General features: G+C 76.9%; 19 protein-coding genes. 7 read left to right on the top strand and 12 right to left on the bottom strand.

What is annotated here, in order from left to right; translation table 11 throughout:
* Positions 1–68: 68 nt before the first annotated feature.
* The 7 genes from ITJ85_RS05405 (at position 69) to ITJ85_RS05375 (ending at position 5,811) form a co-directional block, all read left to right on the top strand.
* Entirely contained in the window at positions 69–1,028 is a 960-nt protein-coding gene (locus ITJ85_RS05405; RefSeq protein ID WP_217915333.1) for a cation diffusion facilitator family transporter, read from the top strand.
* 84 nt (positions 1,029–1,112) lie between these two features.
* Complete coding sequence (aztA, locus tag ITJ85_RS05400) at positions 1,113–1,883, top strand: zinc ABC transporter ATP-binding protein AztA (protein ID WP_217915332.1); 771 nt, start codon at positions 1,113–1,115, stop codon at positions 1,881–1,883.
* The gene (locus ITJ85_RS05395; RefSeq protein WP_217915331.1) at positions 1,871–3,112 is read left to right on the top strand and encodes a metal ABC transporter permease; all 1,242 of its coding nucleotides are present in this window, start codon (positions 1,871–1,873) and stop codon (positions 3,110–3,112) included. Before aztA ends, ITJ85_RS05395 begins: the two co-directional genes overlap by 13 nt.
* On the top strand, positions 3,109–4,020 hold the full coding sequence (locus tag ITJ85_RS05390; RefSeq protein WP_217915330.1) for a metal ABC transporter permease: 912 nt from the start codon (positions 3,109–3,111) through the stop codon (positions 4,018–4,020). The genes ITJ85_RS05395 and ITJ85_RS05390 overlap by 4 nt, the downstream gene beginning before the upstream one ends.
* Positions 4,017–4,991 (top strand): metal ABC transporter solute-binding protein, Zn/Mn family, encoded by a 975-nt coding sequence (locus ITJ85_RS05385; protein WP_217915329.1) that lies wholly within the window; start codon positions 4,017–4,019, stop codon positions 4,989–4,991. Before ITJ85_RS05390 ends, ITJ85_RS05385 begins: the two co-directional genes overlap by 4 nt.
* Positions 4,992–5,362: 371 nt before the next feature.
* A complete protein-coding gene (locus tag ITJ85_RS05380; RefSeq protein ID WP_217915984.1) occupies positions 5,363–5,500 on the top strand; it encodes an ATP-binding protein in 138 nt (45 codons plus the stop codon).
* 113 nt (positions 5,501–5,613) lie between these two features.
* Positions 5,614–5,811 carry a hypothetical protein gene (locus ITJ85_RS05375; RefSeq protein ID WP_217915328.1) on the top strand — a complete coding sequence of 66 codons (198 nt, stop codon included), beginning with the start codon at positions 5,614–5,616 and terminating at the stop codon, positions 5,809–5,811.
* 39 nt (positions 5,812–5,850) lie between these two features.
* Here the strand turns inward: ITJ85_RS05375 and ITJ85_RS05370 are convergent, their stop codons facing one another.
* The 12 genes from ITJ85_RS05370 to ITJ85_RS05315 form a co-directional block, all read right to left on the bottom strand.
* The gene (locus tag ITJ85_RS05370; RefSeq protein WP_217915327.1) at positions 5,851–5,994 is read right to left on the bottom strand and encodes a hypothetical protein; all 144 of its coding nucleotides are present in this window, start codon (positions 5,992–5,994) and stop codon (positions 5,851–5,853) included.
* Between the two features lie 114 nt (positions 5,995–6,108).
* Positions 6,109–7,290, bottom strand: coding sequence for a bifunctional glutamate N-acetyltransferase/amino-acid acetyltransferase ArgJ (gene argJ, locus ITJ85_RS05365; protein WP_217915326.1), 1,182 nt, complete (start codon positions 7,288–7,290; stop codon positions 6,109–6,111).
* Between the two features lie 29 nt (positions 7,291–7,319).
* Positions 7,320–8,303, bottom strand: coding sequence for an N-acetyl-gamma-glutamyl-phosphate reductase (argC, locus tag ITJ85_RS05360; RefSeq protein ID WP_217915325.1), 984 nt, complete (start codon positions 8,301–8,303; stop codon positions 7,320–7,322).
* Entirely contained in the window at positions 8,303–10,729 is a 2,427-nt protein-coding gene (gene pheT, locus ITJ85_RS05355) for a phenylalanine--tRNA ligase subunit beta (RefSeq protein ID WP_217915324.1), read from the bottom strand. Before pheT ends, argC begins: the two co-directional genes overlap by 1 nt.
* The gene (gene pheS, locus ITJ85_RS05350; protein ID WP_217915323.1) at positions 10,726–11,736 is read right to left on the bottom strand and encodes a phenylalanine--tRNA ligase subunit alpha; all 1,011 of its coding nucleotides are present in this window, start codon (positions 11,734–11,736) and stop codon (positions 10,726–10,728) included. The genes pheT and pheS overlap by 4 nt, the downstream gene beginning before the upstream one ends.
* Positions 11,737–11,748: 12 nt before the next feature.
* A complete protein-coding gene (locus ITJ85_RS05345; RefSeq protein WP_425517106.1) occupies positions 11,749–12,528 on the bottom strand; it encodes a TrmH family RNA methyltransferase in 780 nt (259 codons plus the stop codon).
* 40 nt (positions 12,529–12,568) lie between these two features.
* A complete protein-coding gene (rplT, locus tag ITJ85_RS05340; protein ID WP_217915321.1) occupies positions 12,569–12,943 on the bottom strand; it encodes a 50S ribosomal protein L20 in 375 nt (124 codons plus the stop codon).
* 4 nt (positions 12,944–12,947) lie between these two features.
* Positions 12,948–13,145 carry a 50S ribosomal protein L35 gene (rpmI, locus tag ITJ85_RS05335; RefSeq protein WP_217915320.1) on the bottom strand — a complete coding sequence of 66 codons (198 nt, stop codon included), beginning with the start codon at positions 13,143–13,145 and terminating at the stop codon, positions 12,948–12,950.
* Positions 13,146–13,221: 76 nt separating this feature from the next.
* The gene (gene infC, locus ITJ85_RS05330) at positions 13,222–13,836 is read right to left on the bottom strand and encodes a translation initiation factor IF-3 (protein WP_281412227.1); all 615 of its coding nucleotides are present in this window, start codon (positions 13,834–13,836) and stop codon (positions 13,222–13,224) included.
* Between the two features lie 141 nt (positions 13,837–13,977).
* Positions 13,978–15,204 carry an aldehyde dehydrogenase family protein gene (locus ITJ85_RS05325; RefSeq protein ID WP_343232997.1) on the bottom strand — a complete coding sequence of 409 codons (1,227 nt, stop codon included), beginning with the start codon at positions 15,202–15,204 and terminating at the stop codon, positions 13,978–13,980.
* Between the two features lie 91 nt (positions 15,205–15,295).
* Positions 15,296–15,586, bottom strand: coding sequence for an HU family DNA-binding protein (locus ITJ85_RS05320; RefSeq protein WP_217915317.1), 291 nt, complete (start codon positions 15,584–15,586; stop codon positions 15,296–15,298).
* Positions 15,587–15,793: 207 nt separating this feature from the next.
* Positions 15,794–16,984: a S1 family peptidase gene (locus ITJ85_RS05315; protein ID WP_217915316.1), complete on the bottom strand. Its 1,191-nt coding sequence runs from the start codon at positions 16,982–16,984 to the stop codon at positions 15,794–15,796.
* Positions 16,985–17,074: the final 90 nt, after the last annotated feature.

Genomic DNA, 17,074 nt, shown 5'->3' with positions numbered 1-17,074 from the left:
CACGACGGCGCGGCTCGGGGCGCCGCGCTGACGGATCGCGTCAACAGGGGGCCCCGCCGGGGCCCGTCGTGGCGCCCTCCACGCCTGTGGGGCACCACCACGGACACGGGCACGCGCATGGCCACGGCCACGCCGACCGCTCGCGCGACGCGCGGGCGCTCGCCACCGTGCTGGCGCTCACGTGCGGCGTGGCCGTCCTGGAGCTGGCCGGCGGCCTCGTCGCCGGCAGCGTGGCCCTGCTGGCGGACGCCGGCCACATGCTCTCCGACGGGGCGTCGCTCGCGCTCGCCCTGGGCGCCGTCTGGCTGGCGCGCCGGCCGGCGAGCTCGCGGATGAGCTTCGGATGGCGGCGCGCCGAGATCCTCGCCGCCCAGGCCAACGGCGTGGCGCTGGTCGTCGTGGCCGTCTGGATCGCCGCCGAGGCGGCCGGCCGCCTCGGCGACCCGCCGGACATCGACGCCCTGCCCACGCTGGCGATCGGCCTCGTCGGACTCGCCGTCAACGTCGTGGGCGCCGCGGTGCTGTGGCGCTCCGGCGGCGAGAGCCTCAACGTGCGCGCCGCGCTCGCGCACGTGATCGGCGACCTGCTCGGCTCGGTCGGCGTCGTGGTGGCCGCGTCGCTCGTGCTGGCGGCCGGCTGGACGCTCGCCGACCCGGTGGCCGGGCTCCTCATCGCCGCGCTGATCCTCGTGGGCGCCGGACGCATCCTCGTGGAGTCGACCGGCGTGCTGCTCGAGGCCGCGCCGGCCGGGGTCGACCCGGACGCGATCGGCCGGGCCATGGCGGCGGTGCCCGGCGTGCGCGAGGTGCACGACCTGCACGTGTGGACGATCACCTCCGGGTTCCCCGCCCTGTCAGCGCACGTCCTCGTGGGCCCCGGCGAGGACTGCCACGCCCGCCGGCGCGAGCTCGCCGGGCTGCTGGACGAGCGGTTCGGCATCCACCACACCACGCTGCAGGTGGAGCACGGCGGACGGCTGCACGCCGTGGGCGAGCGGCGCCGCGGAGAGGTCCACCCCGGCTGCTGAGCCGAGCTGAGCCGGAGCTACGTTGCCGAACTAGCCGTGGCTAGTTACTCTCCTAGCGGTGACTACCCGACCGCCGGAGAGCCCGTGACGCCCGCCCCGGACATCCCCGCCCTGGAGCTCCGTCACCTGACCGTCTCCTACGGCGCACGACCGGTGCTGTGGGACGTCGACGCCGAGTTCCCGCAGGGCGCGATGTCGGCGATCGTCGGGCCCAACGGGTCGGGCAAGTCGACGCTGCTGCGCGCGGCGATGGGGCTCGTGCCGGCCGACGCCGGGCGCGTGACGATCCTCGGCCACCCCGCCCGCGAGGCGATGCGCCGGGTCGCCTACGTCCCCCAGCGCGAGGCGGTCGACTGGGACTTCCCGATCACGGTGCGCGAGGTCGTGGAGATGGGCCGCTACCCGTCGGCCGGCTGGATCCGGCGCCTGGCGCGGGGCGACCGGGCGATCGTCGACGAGGCACTGGAGCGCGTGGGCATGGCGCCGTTCGCGCGCCGCCAGATCGGCCAGCTCTCCGGCGGCCAGCGGCAGCGGGTCTTCGTGGCCCGGGCGCTGGCCCAGCGCGCCGAGCTCCTCGTGCTCGACGAGCCCTTCGCCGGCATCGACGCGCGCACCGAGGCCGCGCTCCTGCGCCTGCTGCGCGAGCTGCGCGACCGCGAGGGCCGCTCGATCGTGATGGTGCACCACGACCTGCAGACCGTGCGCCAGGTCGTGGACTGGGTGCTGCTGCTCAACGTGCGCGCCGTCGCCTCCGGGCCCGCGGCCACCACGATGACCCCGGACAACCTGCGCCGCGCCTACGGCGCCGCCGACCTCGGCGACGACCAGCGCGCGGAGGCCCTGTGGGCTGGCTGATCGACCTCCTGCCGCTGCCCTACACCGACGCGGTGGTGGTGCTGGGGGCGGCGGTGCTCGGGGTCGCGGCGGGGGTGCTCGGGGCGCTCGCCGTGCTGCCCGGGCGCAGCCTGGTGGGCGACGCACTGGCCCACTCGGCCCTGCCGGGCGTGGCGATCGCCTTCCTCGCGACCGGCGCGAAGGACCCGGCCTCCCTGCTCGCCGGCGCGGCGATCGCCGGGCTGGTGGGCGCGCTGATGATGGTCGGCATCGAGCGCTCGAGCCGCATCCGACCCGACGCCGCGATCGGCGTGGTGCTGTCGAGCTTCTTCTCGCTCGGCATCGTCCTGCTGACGTACATCAGCGGCACGGGCGACGCGCAGCAGGCCGGGCTGGAGAGCTACCTCTTCGGCCAGGCCGCTGGGCTGCTGGAGCGCGACGTGGCCGTGATGGCCGCCGTGGCGGCCGCGGCCATCGCGTGCGTCGCGATCGCCCTGCGCCCGCTCAAGACCGCGCTGTTCGACCGCGAGTTCGCCGCGGCGGCCGGCCTGCCGGTGCGGGTCCTCGAGCTCGCCACGACCGCGCTGCTGGTCGTGGCGATCGTGCTCGGCCTGCGCGCCGTGGGGGCGATCCTGATGGTGGCGATGCTCATCGTGCCGACGGTCGCGGCGCGCCAGCTCACCAGCCGGCTCGCCGTGCTGCTGCCGCTGGCGGGGCTGATCGGCGCCGGCGTGGGCGTGACGGGCGCGCTGCTGTCGTCGCGGGCCGAGGTGCCGACCGGCCCGGTGATCGTGCTGACCGGCACGGCCGTGGTGCTCGCGGCCGTGCTGCTCGCCCCGGCGCGCGGCGTGGTGTGGCGGGCGGCGCGGCGTCGCCGCGAGGGCCGCGCGGCGCGGGTGAGCGGCGTGCTGGTCGACCTCGAGACGGCGCTCCACGCGGGTCCGCCGCCGACCCCGGCCGAGCTCGCCATGGCGGGCGCCCGGCCGCCGCGCGAGGTGCGCCGGGGCGTCCGCGACCTCGACCGGGCCGGGATGATCGAGCGCGACGGCGACCGGCTGCGCCTCAGCGAGCGCGGCGCGGCAGCCGCCCACCGGCTGCTGGACGAGCGGCGGCTGTGGTCGGCCTGGCTCGAGCACGGCTGGCGGCTGGACCCCGGCGACGCCCGCGAGCCCGACCCGCGCGACCTGCGCGGCAGCCTCGGCGACGAGCTCACCGACCGCCTCATCGCGATGGCGGAGGGGCGCGCGTGAGCGACGCCCTCGCGATCGTGCTCACCGCCGGCCTCACGGCCACGGCCTGCGCGCTGCTGGGCCCGTTCCTGGTGCTGCGCCGCGTGGCGCTGATGGGCGACGCCGTGAGCCACGCGGTGCTGCCCGGCATCGTGGCCGCCTTCCTCATCTTCCAGACGCGGGCGCCGCTCGCGGTGGTGCTGGGCGCCGCGGTGTTCGCGGTGCTGTGCGTGCTCGCGATCGAGGCCCTGCGCGCCACCGGGCTCGTGGCGAGCGACGCCGCCATCGGGCTCGTCTTCCCCGCGCTGTTCGCGCTGGGCGTGCTCGGCATCCACCGCTACGCCGACGACATCCACCTCGACCTCGACTCCACCATCTACGGCGAGATCGCGTTCACGCCGTTCCGCGTCCTGGAGATCGGCGACGTGGCGCTCATCCGCTCGGTCGTCGTGATGGGCGCCGTCGTGACGGTCAACCTGCTGCTGGTCGCGCTGCTCTGGAAGGAGCTGAAGGTGACCTCGTTCGACCCCGAGTACGCCCGCACGGTGGGGGTGTCCCCCACCGTGCTGTCGCGGCTGCTGCTGATCGCGGTGGCGGTCACGGCGGTGACCGCCTTCGAGGCGGTCGGGGCGATCCTGGTCGTGACCCTCCTCATCGTCCCCGCCGCCGCCGCGTACCTGCTCACCGACCGCCTCGTCGCCATGGTGGCGATCGCCGTCGCGATCGGGTGGGTCAGCGCCGTCGCCGGCTACGCCGGGGCGATGCGCATCGACGCGTCGATCGCCGGGGCGATGGGCCTCGTGGCCGCGGCCGTCTTCGCCCTCGCCCTGCTCGGCTCGCCCCGCCACGGGCTCGTGCCGCGCGCCGTGCAGCGCGCCCGGCGGCGCCGCGCGCTGACCCGCGCCGCGGCCGCCGCGGCCGAGGGGTGAGGCGGCGGGGCGCGGGCGCCGCGCTGGCGGCGCTCCTCGTCGTCGTGGCGCTCGCGGCGGCCGGCTGCGCCGCCGAGCCGGCCGACCCGCAGGAGATCGCCGGCCGCGACATGCGCGTCACGGCCACCACCAACTTCATCACCGACCTCGCGCGGCAGGTCGGCGGCGACCGGGTCGAGGTGACCGGCCTGATGGGCCCGGGGGTCGACCCCCACCTCTACAAGGCGAGCGCGCGCGACGTCGAGGCGCTGCGCGGGGCCGACGTCATCCTCTACGGGGGCCTCGAGCTGGAGGGCCGCCTGACCGACCTGCTGGACGAGCTGGGCGAGGTGCAGCCGACGGTGGCCGTGACCCGCGCGATCCCCGAGGCGGAGCTGCGCCGGCCGAGCGAGTTCGAGGGCAAGTACGACCCGCACGTCTGGTTCAGCGTCCCGATGTGGGAGACCACCGTCGGGGTGGTGCGCGACGCGTTCGCGCGGCGCGACCCGGCCCACGCCGCCGTCTACCGTCGCCGGGCGGCCGCATACCTGCGCGAGCTGCGCGCCCTCGACCGCGAGGTGCGCAGGCGCCTCGCGGTCGTGCCGGAGCGCTCGCGGGTGCTCATCACCTCGCACGACGCCTTCGGCTACTTCGGCCGCGAGTACGGCTTCGACGTCGTGGCGATCCAGGGCACCTCGACCCAGACCGAGGCCACGACGGCCGACATCGAGCGCGTGGCCGGGGTGATCGCGGCCCGGGGGGTGCGGGCCGTGTTCGTCGAGTCGTCGGTGCCGACGGGCACGATCGAGGCCGTTCTGGCGGCGGCGCGGCGGCGCGGCCAGGAGGTCCGCATCGGGGGCGAGCTGTTCGCCGACGCCGCGGGCGACGAGGGCACCCCGGAGGGCACCTACGCCGGCATGGTGCGCCACAACGCCGGCCTCATCGCCGCGGGACTCGGCGCCCCGGCCGCACGCGACGCCGTGCGCCCGTAGGCCGCGAGGCGCCCGGCCGGCTCCGCCCGGCGTCGCGGCGCGCCCCCCGCCCGACCGGATCTGCCCAGCGCGGCGTCGCTCTCGCCCCGCGCCGCCTCCCGCCGATCCCGCCACGGCGATCGGCTCCCGGCGCCGGACATCCAGCAGGCCGTCGCTCCGGTCGCCTCCCGCGCCGCGCCGGCCTCGCGCGACGCGGCGGCGAAGGGGCCGGACGCGGCGACGAGCGCGTCGCGCCGCTCCGCCAGGGCGGCATCGGGCAGGCCCGCCGCCTCCGCGGCGTCGCCGGACGCGACCGCCCGCCCAGGTCGCCCAGCGCCGATGCGGCGTCGGGGAGGGCGGCGGCATACGCGCCCGTCGGAGCAGGCGATGTGGTGGCCGCGGTGGCCGCCGCGATGATCGACCGGCTCGTGCACCACGCCGAGATCCTCGCCCTCAAGGGCGACAGCTACCGCCTGCGCGGCAACGACGTGCCCGCTCGGCCGCGGCCGGAGATCGTGGACGAGGGCTGACCCGGGCCTGTCGGCCCGGCGCCGGCCCTTGCCTGCTCTGCTCCGGGAGCGTTGCGGCCCGGCGGGACCCCGGGGGTCTGTCTTCAACCGTGACCGGGGGTCCGCTTTCGACCGTGGTCGACATCCGGGGCTGCGCTGGGCGCGGGAACCCGCAGCACGCGGAGCCGGCGTACGCCGGGCCGCCGCCGGCCCGATCCGGGCGGCACGGGCGACCGCTGGGCCAGCTCAAGGAGCTGGGGGAGCGGCGGGCCGCGGGCGTCCTCACCGACGCCGAGCTCGAGGCGCAGACGGCGACGATCCTCGCGGGATGACCACGCCGGGCACGGCCTCGAGCGGTGGCCGGGGCCTCGTCACCGCGGGTCCTCCTCCGCCGGCGCCGGGCATGCGCCGCCCTCGCGCAGGCGCAGCACGCCGGCCAGCACGAGGGTGTAGAGCGGGATGCCGGGCCCTGCCGAGGGCTCGACGGCGACGGTGCGGGGCGTCTGGTGGGTCATGGCGCCTCCCCTGTCGGTGCGGGCGTGATGGCCCGCAGTGTGCAGGGGGCGCGGCGGCCGGCGTATCGCCGGCGGGCCGAACCGGGACGGCGGGCGCTCGGCCCGCCGTCGGGGTCAGGTGTGGTATTCGGCGTTGATCGTGATGTAGGCGTGCCCCAGGTCGGAGACCCAGAGCTCGGCCTCGCCGTCGCCGCGGCCGAGCCCCACCTCGAGGTCGTACTCGTCGCGGCCCATCACCTCCAGCGCCCCGGGGGCGCCGAACGGCACGCCGTCGACCGCGATCGAGGGCTCGCGAACCTCCCCGGCGCGGCCGGCGAGCGCCTGGCCGACGGCCTGGCTCACGCGCCCCCAGTTGGGGTCGCGGCCGAAGAGGGCCGTCTTCACGAGCGAGGACTCGCCGACCGCGCGGGCCACGCGCTCGGCCTCCGCGGCGTCGGCGGCGCCGCGCACGAGCACCCGCACGGCGTGCTCGGCCCCCTCGCCGTCCTTGACCATCTGCACTGCGAGCCAGCGGCAGACGGCGGCGAGCGCGTCGCCCAGGCGGTCGCGGTCGGCGCCCGCCAGCGGCGGGCCGTCGCCGCCCGCCATCACCAGCAGCGTGTCGGACGGGCTCATCTGGGCGTCGACGCTGATGCGGTTGAACGAGGCCGCCGCGGCCGCCGCGGTCATCGCCTGCAGGTCGCCCGCGTCGACCGCGGCGTCGGTCGTGATGAAGGCGAGCATCGTCGCCATGTCGGGCCGGATCATGCCGGCGCCCTTGGCCGCCGCGCCGATCGTGACCGCGCCCGTGCCGAGCGCGAGCCGGAAGGCGCCGCCCTTCGGCGCCCGGTCGGTGGTGCAGATCGCCCGGTTGAAGTCGGCGCCGCCGTCCGGCCCGAGCGCCGCGGCGGCCGCGTCGATGCCCGGCCCCACCAGGTCCATCGCCAGGCGGTCGCCGATCGTGCCCGTGCTGCAGACGGCCACCTCGCCCGGGTCGAGCGCGAGCCGCACGGCCGCCCGCCGCGCCATGGCGTGGGCGTCGTCGACGCCCGGCGAGCCCGTGGCGGCGTTGGCGCTGCCCGCGTTGACGACCACCGCCCGCAGTCGCGAGCGGTCGAGCCCGCGGTTGCGCCGCACGGGGGCCGACGGCAGCGCGCTGGTGGTGTCGACGTAGCCCGAGGCGCACGGCCCGAGCGCGGCGAGCACCCCCACGTCGAGCGCGCCCGAGGGCTTCAGCCCGCAGGCGACGCCCGCGGCGTGGAAGCCGGGCGTGGTGGTGACCGACCCGCCCTCCACCGGGGCGAGGCCGTCGGGCACCCGCAGCCAGTCCGCGCGGGCGACCGGGTTCAGTCGAGGCCCTCCGTCTCGGGGAGGCCGGCCATCAGGTTGAGGTTCTGCACCGCCTGCCCCGCCGCGCCCTTGCCGATGTTGTCGAGCACGCCGAAGGCCGTGATCCGCCCGCCGCGGGGGTCGAGCGCCACGTGCACCTGGGCGTAGTTGGTGCGCTGCACCGCCCGCATGCCCGGCGGCTGCTCCACCACCTCCACGAACGGGTGCCCCGCGTAGAAGGCGCGGTAGCGCTCCAGCAGGTCGTCCGGGTGCGGCGCGTCGCCGAGCAGGCGCGCGTAGCAGGTGGCCAGCAGGCCGCGGTCGACCGGCACCAGGTGCGGGGTGAACGTCACCTCGACGCCGAGCTCCTGCTCCATCTCCGGCCGGTGGCGGTGCGCGTAGACCTTGTACGGGCTGACGTTGTCGGCCGCGCGCGAGTAGTGGACCGTGTCGGTCGGGGTGCGGCCGGCGCCGCTGACGCCGCTCTTGGCGTCGATCACCACGTCGGCGATCTCGCCGGCCAGCGGCAGCAGGGCCAGGATCGAGGCCTCGGGGAAGCAGCCGGGGTTGGCGACCAGGCGGGCGCCCCGGATCGCCTCGCGGTGGCGCTCGGGCAGCCCGTAGACCGCCTCGGCCAGCAGGTCCGGCCGCGGGTGCTCGAAGCCGTAGACCTGGGGGTAGAGCGTGGCGTCGTGCAGGCGGTGGTCGGCCGAGACGTCGACCACACGGGCGCCGCGGTCGATGAGCGCCGCCACCAGCTTCGCCGCCTCGGCGTGCGGGTAGGCCACCGCGACGAGGTCGCCGGCCGCCACCGAGGCCACGTCGGGCGGCTCGAGCAGCCGGTCGACGCGGTACTCGGGGGCGACCTCGACCAGGCGCCGGCCGGCGTCCCCGCGGGCGGTGATGACGCCGAGCTCGAGCCCGGGGTGGCGGTCGACCAGCGCGGCGAGCTGCGCGCCCGCGAAGCCCGCCGCGCCGAAGACGTGGACGACGGGGGCCATCAGCCGCGCAGCCTCGCGCCGTGGCCGGCCAGCGCCTCGCGCACCCGGGCCACCGCGCCCTCGATCTCGTCGTCGGTCAGCGTGCGGCCCGGGTCGGCGAGCTCAAGTCGCAGCGCCAGGCTGACGTGGCCCGCCTCCACCTGCTCGCCCGCGTAGCGGTCGAAGACGGCGACCTCGCGCACCAGCGGCGCGCCCGCCTCGCGCGCGGCGCCGACCAGCTCGGCGGCCGGCACGCCCTCGGCCACCACGAGCGCGAGGTCGCGGGTGGACACCGGCACGGTCAGGAGGTCCTCGTAGCGCGGCGGCGGCCCGGCCGCCTGCGCGATCGCGTCGAGGTCGAGCACGACCGCCGCCACGGGGCCCGCCGCGTCGAAGGCGCGCAGCACGAGCGGGTGCACCTCGGCGGCCCAGCCGACGGGCCGCTCGTCGTCGCCCGCCACCAGGCGCGCCTGGCGCACGGGGTGGAAGTACGGGGCGGCGTTCGGGCGCACCGCGGGCCGCACCCGCGCGGCCCGGCAGAGCGTCGTGGCCAGGCCGATGGCCGAGTGGACATCGACGGGACGCGGCCGGTCGCGCCAGCCGGCCGGCCCGGCGGCGCCGAAGCGCACGGCGGCGAGCCAGAGCCGCTCATCGGCCATGCCGTCCTCGCGGGGGGCGTAGGTGCGGCCCACCTCGAACAGGCCACCGTCGCCCCGCTGGTGGGCCTGGTTGCGCGCGACCGCGCGCAGCAGCCCCGGCAGCATGGAGCGGCGCATCACCGCCATCTCGGCGCTCATCGGCCGCGCCATGCGCACGACCCGCCGACGCGGGTCGTCGGGCGCGAGCCGCAGGGCGTCGGCGTCGGACTCGGGGACCTGGCGGTAGGTGATCGCCTCGTGCAGGCCGAGGTCGGCGGCGAGGCGCGACAGCCGCCGCACCAGCGCCTGCTGGGGGGTGAGTCGGCCGTCGCCCACCAGGCGCGGCAGCTCGGCCGGGATGCCGTCCAGGCCGTGGACGCGGGCGACCTCCTCCACGAGGTCGATCTCGCGGGTGACGTCGCCGGCGCGCTCGAACGGCACGACGACCGTCAGCGCGTCCTCGCCGGCCTCCACGTCCATGCCGAGGCGCTCGAGGATCGCCTGCGACTCGGCGGGCGGGACGTCGATGCCGAGCACCGCCCGCAGGCGCGCGTGGCGCATGCGCACCGGCTCGCGCGGCGGCGGGGGCTCGCCCGCGTCGAGCGTGCCGGGCACCATCCGCGCCCCGCACAGCTCCACGAGCATGCGGCTCGCTATCGCCATCGCCCGCTGCGGCAGCTCGCGCGGCAGGCCCTTCTCGAAGCGGCCGCTCGACTCGGTGCGCAGCCCGAGCCGCAGCGAGGCGTCGAGGATCGACGGCCCGTCGAAGGTCGCCGCCTCGAGCAGCACCCGCGTGGTGCCCTCCGCGACCTCGGCGAACTCGGCGCCGAAGATCCCCGCGATCACGGCGGGCTGCTCGGCGTCGCAGATGGCCAGCATGGCCGGGTCCAGCGTGCGGCGCTGGCCGTCGAGGGTGGTGATGGGCTCGCCATCGCCCGCCCGGCGCACCACGATCCGCCGGCCGGCCAGCCGGTCGAGGTCGAAGGCGTGCAGCGGCTGCCCGGTGAGCAGCATCACGTAGTTGGTGACGTCGACGACGTTGGAGATCGACCGCATGCCGGCCGCCTCGAGCCGGTGCACGAGCCAGGCCGGCGACGGCCCCACCCGGACCTCGGTGAAGACGCGCGCCATGTAGCGCGGGCAGAGGTCGGGGGCCTGGACCTCGAGGGCGGCGTGGTCCTCCACGCGCCCGGGGCCCTCGGCGGGCGGGTCCGACTCGTCGAGCGGCACGAGCGGCGCGCCGGTGACCGCGTGCACCTCGCGCGCGACGCCCTGCACGGCCAGGCAGTCGGGGCGGTTGGAGGTGATCTCCAGCTCGAGCACGGTCTCGGAGAGCGGCAGGACCTCGGCGAGCGGCGTGCCCGGCGCCGGGCCGTCCTCGAGCACCATGATCCCGGACGCGTCGCCGGGGATGGCGAGCTCGGCCGCCGAGAGGATCATCCCGCGGCTCTCGACGCCCCGCAGCTTCGCCACGCCCAGCGGCTTCGGCGCGCCCGGCAGCAGCGCGCCCGGCAGGGCGACCGCCACGGTCTGGCCGGCGGCGACGTTGGGGGCCCCGCAGACGATGCCGGCGGGCTCGGGCCCGCCCAGGTCCACCGCGCAGACGCGCAGGCGGTCGGCGTCCGGGTGCCGCTCGGCCGACAGCACCCGGCCCACCCGGAAGCGGTCGAGGTTGCCGTCGACCGCGGGCACGCCGATCGCGTGGACCTCCTCCACCAGCGTGCCGCTGCGCGACAGCGCGCGGGCGAGCTCCTCCGCCGGCAGGGCCACCTCGACCCGCTCGCGCAGCCACGAGAGCGGGACCCTCACGCGAACTGCTCCAGGAAGCGCAGGTCGTTCTCGAAGAAGAGGCGCAGGTCCGGCACGCCGAAGCGGATCATCGCGATGCGGTCGAGGCCGCAGCCGAACGCGAAGCCCGTGTAGCGCTCGGCGTCGATCCCGCAGTACCGGAGCACGTTGGGGTCGACCATCCCGGCCCCGGCCAGCTCCAGCCAGCCGGTGCGGCCCGACTTGTCGACGTAGGAGACCTGGACGTCCACCGACGGCTCGGTGAACGGGAAGAAGTGCGGCTGCAGCAGGATCTCGCGCTCGCCGCCCAGCAGCTCGCGGAAGAAGCGCAGCATCGTGCCCTTCAGGTGGGCGAGCGTCAGCCCCTCGTCGACCGCGAGGCCCTCCATCTGGTGGAACATCGGGCTGTGGGTGGCGTCGATGTCGTCGCGCCGGTACACGGGCCCGGGCGCCACGAGGTAGATCGGGGGCTCCGAGCGCTGCATCTCGCGCACCTGGACGGGCGAGGTCTGGGTGCGCAGCAGCCGGTCGGGCCGGCCGTCGATGAAGAACGTGTCGCTCGGCGAGCGCGCCGGGTGCCCCTCCGGCGTGTTGAGCGCCGTGAAGACGTGCCAGTCGGTCTCGACCTCCGGGCCGTCGGCCACCCGGTAGCCGAGGCCCATGAGGATGTCCTCCATCTCCTGGCGGACCTGGGTGATGGGGTGCAGCGCGCCGAGCGGGTGCGGGTCGCCGGGCAGCGTGACGTCGGTCGTGTCGCGCTCCAGCGCGGCGCCCAGCTCCTCGGCCTCCAGCTCCTCGGTGCGCGCGGCGAGCGCCGCCTCCACGGCCCGGCGGACGGCGTTGGCCGCCTTGCCCACCGCGCCGCGCCGCTCCGGCGGCAGCGCGCCGATCCCGGCGAGCGTCGTCGCAAGCGGGCTGCGGCGCCCGGTGTGGGCCACCCGCGCCGCCTCGAGCTCGGCGAGCGTGCGGGCGGCGCTGATGTCGTCCAGTGCCTGCGCCTGGACCGCGTCGAGCTGGGGGTCGGTCATCGGCCCGTCAGGCTACCCGACCGGCCCGGGGCGGGCGGCCCGCTGGCGCGCGGCCTCGGCCAGCAGGGCGGCCCCGGCGGCCGAGACGTTGAGCGACTCGGTCCCCTCGGTCTGCGGGATCGTCACGCGGACCGTCTCCCGGCCGTCCGAGAGCGCCTCCAGCGCGGGCTCGAGCCCCGCCCGCTCCGCGCCCAGGGCCAGCACCAGCGGGCGCGCGAGGTCGGCCTCCCAGGGCGGCACCCCGCCGCGGGCGACGGCGGCCACCACCGCGAAGCCCTCGCGAGTGGCGAGGTCGGCGGGCGCGACGCCCTCCAGCACCGGCAGGGCGAAGGTCGACCCCATCGCCGCCCGCACGGCGCGGGGGTGGAACGCGTCCGCCGAGCCGGGGCCGAGCGCCAGCCAGTCGGCGCCGAGCGCCGCGGCCGTGCGCACGAGCGTGCCCACGTTGCCGGGGTCGGCGACCCCCGCCAGGTAGACGCCCGGCGAGGGCGGGAAGCGCACGTCGCGGAAGGAGCGCACGGGCGGCTGCGGCAGGATGGCCATCACCCGCGGCGCGGCGGCGAGGCCGCTCGCGGCCGCCATCAGCTTCGGCGGCACGAGGTAGCGCTCCCGCAGGCCCTCCGTCGCCCGCAGGCGCGGGTCGTCCCCGCTCAGCCGCTCGGCGTCGAACAGGAGCGCGACCGGCCGCACGCCGCGCGCGAGCGCGGCGTCGACCAGGTCCTCACCCTCCGCCACGAGCAGCCGTCGCTCGCGGCGGACCTTCTTCGCCTGCAGCGCCCGCGCGAGCTGCAGCGCGGGGTTGCGCGGCGAGCTCGCGAGGCGCAGGGAGCGGTCAGGCGCCGACGGGCTCGCTCGCTCGGGCGGTGCGGGCGCGCGCCGCGAGGGCCGCGAAGGCCTCGGGCTCGTGCGTGGCGAGCTCGGCCAGGATCTTGCGGTCGAGCTCGACGCCGGCCAGTCGCAGGCCGTGCATCAGCTCGCTGTAGGTGAGGCCGTTCTCGCGGGCGGCCGCGTTGATGCGGGCGATCCACAGCCGGCGGAAGTCGCGCTTGCGCACCCGGCGGTCGCGGTACGCGTAGCGCAGCGAGCGCTGGACCTGCTCCTTCGCGCGCTTGTAGGAGGAGTGCTTGGTCCCCCAGTAGCCGCTGGCCTGTGCGAGGACCTTGCGGCGCTTCTTGCGCGCGCCGACCGAACGCTTGACTCGGGCCATCGGGCTACCTCTTCCCCAGCATCCGCTTGACGCCCTTGACCATCTCCGGCGCGAGCTCCGCCTCCTTCGAGAGGTGGCGCTGCTCCTTGCCGGACATGTTCTCGAGGTTGTGCCGCATGCCCGCGCGCTGGAAGCGGACCTTGCCGGTCCCGGTGAGCCGGAAGCGCTTCTTCGCGGATCTGCTGGTCTTCATCTTGGGCATGCGTGATTCCTCGGGTGGTCCGTCGGGCCGACCGACAACGATAGACGACGCGCGGCGTGGCCGCGACGCCGGGATGCTACTTCGCGGCCTCGGCCTCTTCGCGGGCCGGGCGACCAGCGCCCTCCGCCGCCTCCCCGCCCTGCGGGTTCTTGAGCGGCGCGATCATCATGACCATGTTGCGGCCGTCCAGGTTGGGCCGGCTCTCGATGGCCGCGATGTCCTTGAGCTCGTCGGCGAGCTTGAGCAGGATCGCCTCGCCGCGCTCGGGGTGCATCAGCTCGCGGCCGCGGAACATGATCGTCACCTTGACCTTGTCCCGGTGCCGGAGGAACCGCTCGACGTGCCCCTTCTTGGTGGCGTAGTCGTGCGGGTCGATCTTCGGCCGGAACTTGATCTCCTTGATGGTGATCGTGCTCTGGTGGCGCCGGGCCTGCTTGGCCTTCTGCTCCTGCTCGTAGCGCCACTTGCCGTAGTCCATGATCCGGCAGACCGGCGGACGGGCGTCGGCGGCCACCTCGACCAGGTCCAGGCCGGCGCGGGCGGCGATCTCCTGCGCCCGCGCGAGCGGGACGACGCCGTGGTTCTCGCCGTCGGCGTCGATCAGCCGCACCGACTCCGCCCGGATCGCGTCGTTGATCCGCGTCGAGGGGCCGGCGGGCGGTCGTGTGTCGGGTCCTCGCCTAGGCGGCAAACAGCACCTTGGCGGGTCGTGGGAGCGGTGTGATGACGGTGACGGTCCCTCTCATCAGGGGCTTACGGGGCCCGCTGCGCTGCGGGCCGGGAGACAATAGCAAGCGACCCGCGCCCCTCGCGGCGCCCCGCGCGAACGCGCTCACGCGGGGCGCACCACGTACTGGCGCAGGTGCAGGTCGCGGTACGTGACCGGACCCCGCGGTCCCGGGACGTGATCCACGTTGATCCCGGTCTCGGGGGCGCCGAGCATCTCGAAGCCGTCCAGGATGCGGGTGGTCGCGTTCCAGAACGCGCCCGTCCCGGCGTAGCTCGACAGGAAGCGCTCGGCGGCGCCGGCGTCCTCGGTGAAGATGGCCGCCGCGAGCCCGGAGGTCTCCTCGTTGGCGATCCGGGCGGCCTCGGCCGCGTCCTCGACCGGGGCGATGGTCACGGTCGACTCGTTGCCGTCGTCGAGCGCCCACTCGTGGCCGAGCGGGTGGCCGTGCGGCGGCAGCGAGGGCCGCACGCCGAGCCGCTCGAGCGTCTCGGTGATCGCCGGCATCAGCTCCACCCAGCGGGGCGCGGCGACCAGCAGCAGGTTGAGCCGGTTGCAGACGCCGAGCCGGTCGAGGCTGCGCTCCACGAGCGCCGGCAGGCGGTCGGCGTCGGCGGCGTGATCGACGTAGAGCACGCCGCCGCCCTCGGCGTGGGCCAGCGTGCGAACGCCGTGGGCGGCCGCCTCCCGCGCGAGCGCGGCGGTCGTCTCGCCCGAGCCGCGCAGGATCACGAGCGGGATGAGGCGCGGGTACGTCACGAGCGCGCGGGCGGCGCCGCGGTCGGCCGACCGCACCAGCTGCACGGCGTCCGGGTCGATGCCCGCCCCCGCCATCGCCGGGCGGATCACCTCGTCGTGCAGCGCCACGGCCGAGCCGAGCGCGGCCCCGCCGGTGCGCAGCACGCCCGCGTTGCGCGACTTGATGAGCTGCGAGGCCACGTCGATGGTCACGTTGGGCCGGGCTTCGTAGTTGGCGCCCACGACGCCCACCGGGCGCCGCCGCTCCTCGACCACCAGGCCGCCCGGCAGGTCGCGCGTGCCGACGAGCGGCTCGACGTCGTCCAGCCCGGCCAGCGCCTCGATCTGCGCGCTCATGCGCTCGAGCCGCGCCGCGTCGAGGCGCAGCCGATCGACCAGCGCCGGCGCCATGGAGCCCTGGGCGGCCGCCACGTCGGCGGCGTTCGCCGCCAGCACCGGCTCGGCCCGGTCCACGAGCAGGCGCGCCATGGCCGCGAGCGCCGCGGCGACGCCGTCCGGGCCGGCCCCGCGCAAGGAGGCGTGCGCGGCGGCGGCGGCCCGGCCGGCGCGCACGACCTCGGCCTGCGGATCCACGGCGCTCATCGCGCCCACCGCGACCGGGGCACCCGGCGCGCGGCCCGCCGGACGGGCCGCGCGCCCCGGGAGCGCGAGCTGCGGGGGTGCGCTACTTGCGGCCGCCCGACGCGACGGCCTCCTTGAGGACCGCGCCCGGGGTGAACCGGGGCACCGTCCGGGCGGGGATCTCGACCTTCTTCGACGGGTCCTGGGGGTTGACCCCGGTCCGCGCCGCGCGCTCGGAGACGGAGAACTTCCCGAACCCGGCGAAGGCGACGTCCTCACCGCTCTTGAGGGCATCCTCGATGACCTTGAGCACGGCGCCGACAGCCTTCTGGGCGTCACCGTTGCTGATGTCGGCCTCGGCGGCGACCCTGCTGACGAACTCGGTCTTGTTCACTACAGACCCCCTGGCTCGATGTATGCGGGAGCAGGCTTGCCCGCGGCAGCAACCTACCAGCGCCGGCGGATGAAAAGCGCGTAGTCGTGCGGGTTCTCACGCACGAGGCTCGCCGGACGCCCCGAGGTGGACTACCCGAGGCGGCCGCCGCGAAACGCGCCGGGCGGCCCGAAGTGCGCCCCCTGCGGGGAAAACCGCCGGTCCGGATCAGCGTGCCCGCACGCGCAGCGGCGCGCACGAGCTGCGGCCCGCGCCGCCCGAGGCGAGGCGCGTGGTGACGCAGAAGCGCAGGCTGCGGCCGGCCCGCGGGCGGCCCGGCACGCGCCAGCGCACCGAGTACATGACGTCGGCCCGCGCCGGGCCGGCGTTGGTGCGCAGCCGGGCCAGCACCCGCCGGCCGGCCCGCACGACGATGGTCTCGCGCGTGGACTGGCCGCTGCCCATGAGCCGGTAGCGCAGCGTGGCGACGCGGCCGGCGCGGGCGCGGGCCGCGAGGGCCCGGACCGCGGGCGCGCGCCGGGCGGCGGCCCCCCGGGGCGCGCCGGCCGCGGCGGCCGGCGCCGACGTCACGACCGCGCCGGCGGGGGTGGCCAGCGAGCGATCGATCCAGCCCGCCACGGCGCTCACCCGGGTGTAGACGCCGGGCCGCCCCGCGCGGCCGCACCCGAGGCCGTAGCTCGTGATGCCGACCACCAGGCCGCCCGCGTCGCGCAGGGGGCCGCCGCTGTCGCCGGCGCAGGTGTCGACGCCGCCCTCGGGCCGGCCGGCGCAGAGGGCCGCCGCGCCGGGGAAGGCGCCGCCGAGGAACGCGGCGCACCGGGCGCCGGTGAAGATGGTGAGCGGCGCCGAGAGGAGCCGCTGCGACGCGGTGGTCCCCGCCTCGCTCTGGGTGCCCCAGCCGGCGATCTCGCCCGGACGCTCGATGTCCGGGTCCTGGCCCGGCCGGGCGAAGGCGGCCACGGGCGCCGAGCTGGGCGTCGCGAGGATGAGCAGCGCGGCGTCGGGGCCGGCGCCGAGCGCCCGGTACCCCGGGTGCACCCGCACCTCGGCCACGGCCAGCCGCTCGCCGCCGGCGCCGAGGTCGTCGGTGCCGGCGAGCACCTGCATGCGCGCGGGGGCCGCCGGCGTGCCGTCGTCGCCCGTCACGCAGTGGGCCGCGGTCAGCACCGCCGCCGGGGCGACGAGCGTGCCGCCGCAGGAGTGGGCGTCCGGCCCCGCCACGCCGGCGGCGCCGATCGAGACGATCGAGGGCCACGCGCCCGCGGCCGACGGGGCCCCGCCCACCACGTGCTCGCGGTACGTCGCCGCCGAGGCCGCGCCGGCGCCGAGCGCCGCCACCAGGAGGGCCGCGACGGCCGCCAGGACGGCGGCGGTGCGGGGGCGCGCGGCGGAGGTCATGGGCCCACGGTGGAGGCGCGCGGGCGCGCCCACAAGGGCCGGGCCCGAAGTCTCGACGCGCGGGTGGCACGGGGCCCGTCCCCCGGTCAG

The sequence above is a fragment of the Miltoncostaea marina genome (genome assembly GCF_018141525.1).
GTDB lineage: Bacteria > Actinomycetota > Thermoleophilia > Miltoncostaeales > Miltoncostaeaceae > Miltoncostaea > Miltoncostaea marina.
This window is presented reverse-complemented; position numbering and strand designations above follow the sequence as displayed.